Here is a 5,780-nt window from a genome sequence, read left to right as displayed (position 1 = left end):
ATATTTGTTTAAGATGAGATGTAACTCATTGAAATGTGTCATCATATTCGTCGTCAGAAAACAAGTATTATGCCATTATTTCAATGAGTTATCTTTTTTTGTCGTGTACAAAGTAAAATATTATAGAAATTATGTTGAATGCAAAGAAAACAATCGTTATTGGCTTCGTCGGTTCTACTTTAGATCAAGGAAAGCGTCCTGACCGATGGCAACGCTGGCGTCCGACGCTAAGTCTTATGATGCATGAAGATTTGATTGTAGATGAGCTGGTACTATTGCATGATCGGCAACATCATAATTTAGTTAAATTTATTGCTGAAGATGCGCAGGATGTGTCGCCATCGACTACCGTGTCAGGGCATCGAGTGAGTATCCGAGATCCTTGGGATTTTGCTGAGGTTTATGGTGCGCTATATGACTATGTGAAAAGTTATCCCTTTGATACTGAAAAGAACAACTATCTTTTACATATCACCACAGGTACACGCGTTGCACAAATCTGTTGGTATCTACTAGTCGATGCCAATTATTTACCTGCAAAGCTGATTCAAAGTGCACCCAATCAACAGAAAACGCCAGAAGGTGAATATCGCATTATTGATCTGGATTTATCCCGATATGATGTTTTAAAGCAACGCTTTGAAGATGAGCAACAACAAAACTGGCAACAGTTGAAAGCCAATATTTCAACCTATAACCCTGAATTCAATCAACTGATTACAGAAGTTGAGTTGGTAGCAACACGTTCAAGTGCGCCGATTTTGATTATGGGCTCAACAGGTGTGGGTAAATCGCATTTAGCCAAACAAATTTTTCAGTTAAAGAAAGACAACTTTCATTTAAGTGGGCGTTTTGTTGATGTGAACTGTGCGACGCTGCGTGGTGATAGTGCCATGTCGAGTTTATTTGGACATATCAAAGGAGCTTTTACAGGGGCAGCGGCTTCAAGAACAGGCTTATTAAAAAGTGCTGATCAAGGTATTTTATTTCTGGATGAAATTGGCGAGCTTGGGTTGGATGAGCAAGCGATGCTCCTCAAGGCACTCGAAGATAAATCTTTTTTTCCAGTCGGAAGTGATAAAGAGGTTCAGGCAGATTTTCAGTTGATTGCAGGGACAAATAAAGACCTGAGAACAGAGGTACAAGAAGGTCGTTTTCGTGAGGATTTATGGGCGAGGTTGAATACATGGACATTCTTTTTACCCAATCTTAAAGATCGAATAGAAGATATTGCCCCGAATATTGAATTTGAGTTGCAACGTTTTGCTGTAAATCATCAGCGTCAATTACGATTTCAACGTGATGCCCTTGATGCATATTTGAAATTTGCCAAGTCTAAACAAGCATCTTGGCAGGGGAATTTCCGAGATTTAACCGCCAGTGTCACCCGATTAGCAACGCTATCCACAGGTGAGTTGATTCATTCGGAAACGGTAGAAAAAGAGATTCAGCGTTTAAAGCAACTGTGGTCGATTCAAACCACACAAAACCAATCTAAAGATGTAGATATTCTCCTTAAATATTTAGATCAAAGGCAGTTGAGCGAAATCGATGAGTTTGATCAGATTCAACTACGAGGCGTACTTCAAGTCTGTGAAAATGCCAAGTCTATGGCTGATGCTGGACGTCAGCTATTTGCTGCTTCACGCCACCAACGGAACACCACAAATGACAGCGACCGAGTTAAAAAGTATTTAGCTCGGTTTGGCTTGAGTTGGAGTGATTTTCAGTAATTATTCAACGGGATGGTCTTTCTTTATTTGTGATTGAGTTGGTATAAACTCTAAATTCCAAAGTTTTTCGGCGTGTCGGCCAATCCACCAGAAAGATGCAGCGAGCAAGATAAAGAAAATGGCTTTGTGCATGCCATTCCAAAAGAACTCAAAATACTTGGTGTAGAGATTAATAAATAAGAAGGTGATACCAAAACCGCGTGAGGTAGCATCATCATGTTTTAAACCATAAACAATCGCGATGATGGCAATAAATGCGAAAAGCACACCCCAATGCAAGAGTTCATATTGTTTAACGTTATACCAGCTATTCAAATCACCATAATTGCCAAAGATTGAGAGAATCCATAAGGCAATAAATAGATAAAGCAGTCCCATGACATAAGTTGAATGGGTGAAATCTCTAAAATGCGCGTAGCGTTTAAACAGCAAGCTTAAACCAATCAATACGCTGCCAAAAAAGACAAAACGTAAAGGAAAGTTCATGCCTAGGTAATAGGCTCCCCAACCCGACATATAGCCAGTTTCCGTCCCAAACCATGACCCGAGAGAAAGTAAGGAAAATACCCAGATCAGTTTAGAAGGGAACCAGAAGGCAAGTACTGCATAAATAATGGTGGAGAGCAAGAATAGCAAAGAGAAATGCCCACTGCCTGTATCAATCACTTGACCGAAATAGGCGACGGATGCTGCTGTAGAAAGCACGCCTGCAAAAATAATCGCTTCATTACTAAATTGATGTAAGGGTTTGGTTTTACGTCGACGATAGGCAAAGCCATAAAAAGCTATAGCAACAGCAGCAAAAACCAGACAAGGAATAATTTTGGAATCTATAAAGATTCTTTCAACCAACTTCATTAAATAATCATCAAGTGTGATAGCTGCTATTGCGATCACTATACAAATCATCGAGATCCAGAATGAATATTTTGCGAGTCGCTCCCAGTCAAAAGGCCGAATCGAAAAACTCTGATTTAATTCATTTGCAATATCAGGTGTAATCGTGCCTTGTTGTTGCCAATGCTCAATGGTTTGCTTTAAAAAAAGTCCCTGTTTTTTATTTAATTTCATTATTTAAGAACCTAAATGCCTGTACATCTATACTGATATAACAGACATTGGATTCAAAAGGCGTATACTTTTCTTAGTAATTTGTTGTTAAGTCTAAAGTTTTAAAAAACGAGTGATAATTTGACGCAACTGTTTTAGATAACCAGTAAAAAAATGATTGGCACCTGGCAGAATCGTGATTGGATGCTTTTGTGGTTTTGCCCACGCGATCATATCAGAGAGTAGGGTGATGTCATCTTGCTCGCCGTGTACGAATAAAATATCGCCATCAATTGCAGGGGTTTTATAATGACGTAAATCCACCACTGAGCCTGTTGGTAGACCGCAGAGCACTAATTGTTTTGGACGTAACTCTTCACTGAGTTGTGCTTGGCATTTAGCTAATACATGAGAACCGAAACTAAAACCACCGGCATAAAAAGTTAAATCAGTATGTTTTGCACGGGCATATTCAATCACAGCCATAATATCATCAGTTTCGCCATGACCTTGATCATGAACACCTTCACTGCCAGCCAAACCACGGAAGCTAGGGCGATAAACGACACAACCCATTTCATTAAAAATCTGAGCCAGTAAAACAGGGACTTTATGATGTGGTGTACCACCTTGCAAAGGATGTGGATGGCAGACGACAGCAAAACCTGTGATTTCTCCTTGGGGCTGATCAACAAATATTTCGATTTGACCAACAGGACCTTGGATGAATAATTGCTCAGACATAAGATACGTAATGGATAATGGAAGAATCCACTATTTTACCGATAAAACAGAACGAGAACACGAATTGGCATTAAAAATTATCAACTGATATAGTTTCACCAAGATAAATTTATTCTGATTGATTATGCTTGCTTTAATTTCTCCAGCGAAAACACTAGATTATGAAACTGCTTTACCGACTGACACATATACACAGCCTCGTTTATTAGAGCAATCACAACAATTGATAGATGTATGTCGCAAACTTTCGGCAACAGAAATTGCATCGTTAATGACCGTGAGTGAAAAAATCGCCAATTTAAATGTAGAGCGTTTTCGTGATTGGAATGCGGAATTTGATTTTTCTAATGCACGCCAAGCTTTATTTGCATTTAAAGGTGACGTGTATACAGGTCTAGATGCTTATCACTTAAAAGATCATGATATTGATTTTGCCCAACAGCATTTGCGCATGTTGTCTGGTCTTTATGGTTTGTTACGCCCATTGGATTTGATGATGCCGTATCGTTTAGAAATGGGTACTAAATTAAAGAATAGCCGTGGAAATAATTTATATGAGTTTTGGGGCAGAATTATCACTGATCAAATTAACCAAGATTTAGCTGAAATTGATGCAAAATTATTGGTAAATTTAGCCTCTGACGAATATTATAAATCTGTGAATGAAAAGAAAATTCAGGCAGAAATTATCAAGCCTGTATTCTTGGATCAGAAGAACGGGAAATATAAAGTCATTAGTTTCTACGCGAAAAAAGCGCGTGGTCTAATGGCAAGATACTTGATTGAAAATAAATTAAGCCAAGTAGAACAATTAAAAGCATTTGATAGTGAAGGGTATTACTTTGATGCTGAAAGTTCATCGGATAAAGAGTTGGTCTTTAAGCGAGATGAACAGCACGCAGCTTAGATTTGCCTTGGGCAGGATGGGATGTTAACCAAAGAACATTTGTTGAAAAATGCTATATCGCTTGATCAAGTCCGAATCAAAGGGCATCTGACAGAACCTCGGAGTTATGGCGTGTATGCACTGCCTTTAGATCGTGATGGTACTCGACGCTTTAGATTTGGTAATCACCCTGTGCGTCAGCAGGAACTAAAACATGAGTTTGGTTCCTGCACTTTGTATCAGCTCTTTCTTGAGCGTAAGGATGCAGAGTCTTTAGCAAAGTGGCTTAATAAGGAAATCCAATAAGGATGAGTAATGCAGCAATATTTAACTATATTGGAAAAATCATGGTTTGAGCTGCATAGGCATTATCATTTTTCTGAACCGCAGAAAATTTTTAACAAGTTGATTGCTGCCTATAGTGAAAAGCAGCGAGCTTATCATACGCTACAACATTTGTATGAATGTTTGGTTTTACTTGAATCGATTCGACCTGATTTAAATGATGCAGATGCAGTTGCATTGGCACTCTGGTTTCATGATGCGGTTTATGATCCACAAGCAAAAGATAATGAGCTAAAAAGTGCTGAGCTATTTGAGCAGTATTTGGCTCAAGATTTATCAGCAGATGACGTTCAAAAGATTAAGCGATGGATTGTTGCTACGCAAAAGCATGAAGCAACGGATGAGCGAGATTTACAGTTTTTACTGGATATTGACTTAGCGATTCTAGCGGCTTCACCAGAGCGTTTTGCGGAGTATAAGCAGCAGATTCAACAGGAATATGCTTGGGTAGATCCTGATGTTTATTCGATTAAAAGAAAAGAAGTTCTAACGCATTTTTATCAGGCTGAACCTCTGTATCAAACGGAATATTTTCAACACAGTTTTGAACAAAGGGCGAAAATGAATTTAAAGAATATAATAGAATAAATGATTAAAATGAAGCCATTGAGTTATAAGTGAAAGATTTAACATTAGATATTGCAGAGGGAAAACTTAATATTCGTGTGGCTGCTTGGATAGAGCATGAAGATCAGATTTTGGTTTCTACATTTCCTGATGGAAGTATTTCTTTAGTGGGTGGTCGATTAAAATTTTCAGAAACAACCCTAGAGGGAATTCAACGAGAAGTGCTTGAAGAAACAGGAGAGTATTTTAATTCGCCTGTGCTTTTTGCGATTGTTGAAAATTTTTTCTATGATCCCGTTGTAGGGCGAAATTTTCATGAATTTCTTTATATTTATAAAGGCGATCTCTGTACACGACAAATTTCATAGGGCCCTTGTCCTATCAGGCTTTTTCTTTCTTAAAATTGCGAGCACTTTCTTAAATTCTTCTTTTTTTCCAAAACCAATCAAACGTAG

Annotated in this window: 6 protein-coding genes and 1 pseudogene; 5 read left to right on the top strand and 2 right to left on the bottom strand. The window is 38.3% G+C overall.

Annotated features, from left to right (window positions below; all coding sequences use genetic code 11):
• Nucleotides 1-131 precede the first annotated feature (131 nt).
• A complete protein-coding gene (gene rtcR / locus ACSC97_RS17640) occupies nt 132-1,733 on the top strand; it encodes an RNA repair transcriptional activator RtcR (RefSeq protein WP_436662244.1) in 1,602 nt (533 codons plus the stop codon).
• On the opposite strand, the gene ACSC97_RS17635 is transcribed toward rtcR, so the two are convergent.
• Both ACSC97_RS17635 and ACSC97_RS17630 read right to left on the bottom strand, forming a co-directional pair.
• Nucleotides 1,734-2,804: a DUF2157 domain-containing protein gene (locus ACSC97_RS17635; protein WP_436662242.1), complete on the bottom strand. Its 1,071-nt coding sequence runs from the start codon at nt 2,802-2,804 to the stop codon at nt 1,734-1,736.
• 93 nt (nt 2,805-2,897) lie between these two features.
• On the bottom strand, nt 2,898-3,527 hold the full coding sequence (locus tag ACSC97_RS17630; RefSeq protein WP_436662240.1) for an alpha/beta hydrolase: 630 nt from the start codon (nt 3,525-3,527) through the stop codon (nt 2,898-2,900).
• Nucleotides 3,528-3,651: 124 nt separating this feature from the next.
• Between ACSC97_RS17630 and yaaA the strand changes: the two genes are divergently transcribed.
• From yaaA to ACSC97_RS17610, 4 genes and pseudogenes are all read left to right on the top strand, one after another.
• The gene (gene yaaA / locus ACSC97_RS17625; protein ID WP_436662238.1) at nt 3,652-4,434 is read left to right on the top strand and encodes a peroxide stress protein YaaA; all 783 of its coding nucleotides are present in this window, start codon (nt 3,652-3,654) and stop codon (nt 4,432-4,434) included.
• Between the two features lie 21 nt (nt 4,435-4,455).
• Nucleotides 4,456-4,719: a hypothetical protein gene (locus tag ACSC97_RS17620; protein WP_004962254.1), complete on the top strand. Its 264-nt coding sequence runs from the start codon at nt 4,456-4,458 to the stop codon at nt 4,717-4,719.
• A 9-nt stretch (nt 4,720-4,728) separates the two neighbouring features.
• A complete protein-coding gene (locus ACSC97_RS17615) occupies nt 4,729-5,346 on the top strand; it encodes an HD domain-containing protein (RefSeq protein ID WP_436662236.1) in 618 nt (205 codons plus the stop codon).
• 29 nt (nt 5,347-5,375) lie between these two features.
• A pseudogene (locus ACSC97_RS17610) lies at nt 5,376-5,681 on the top strand (NUDIX domain-containing protein); the annotation flags it as partial.
• Nucleotides 5,682-5,780: the final 99 nt, after the last annotated feature.

Source organism: Acinetobacter sp. P1(2025) (assembly GCF_051390655.1).
Taxonomy (GTDB): Bacteria; Pseudomonadota; Gammaproteobacteria; order Pseudomonadales; family Moraxellaceae; genus Acinetobacter; species Acinetobacter junii.
Note: the sequence above shows the minus strand (reverse complement) of the source record. Positions and strands in the feature narration are given on the sequence as shown.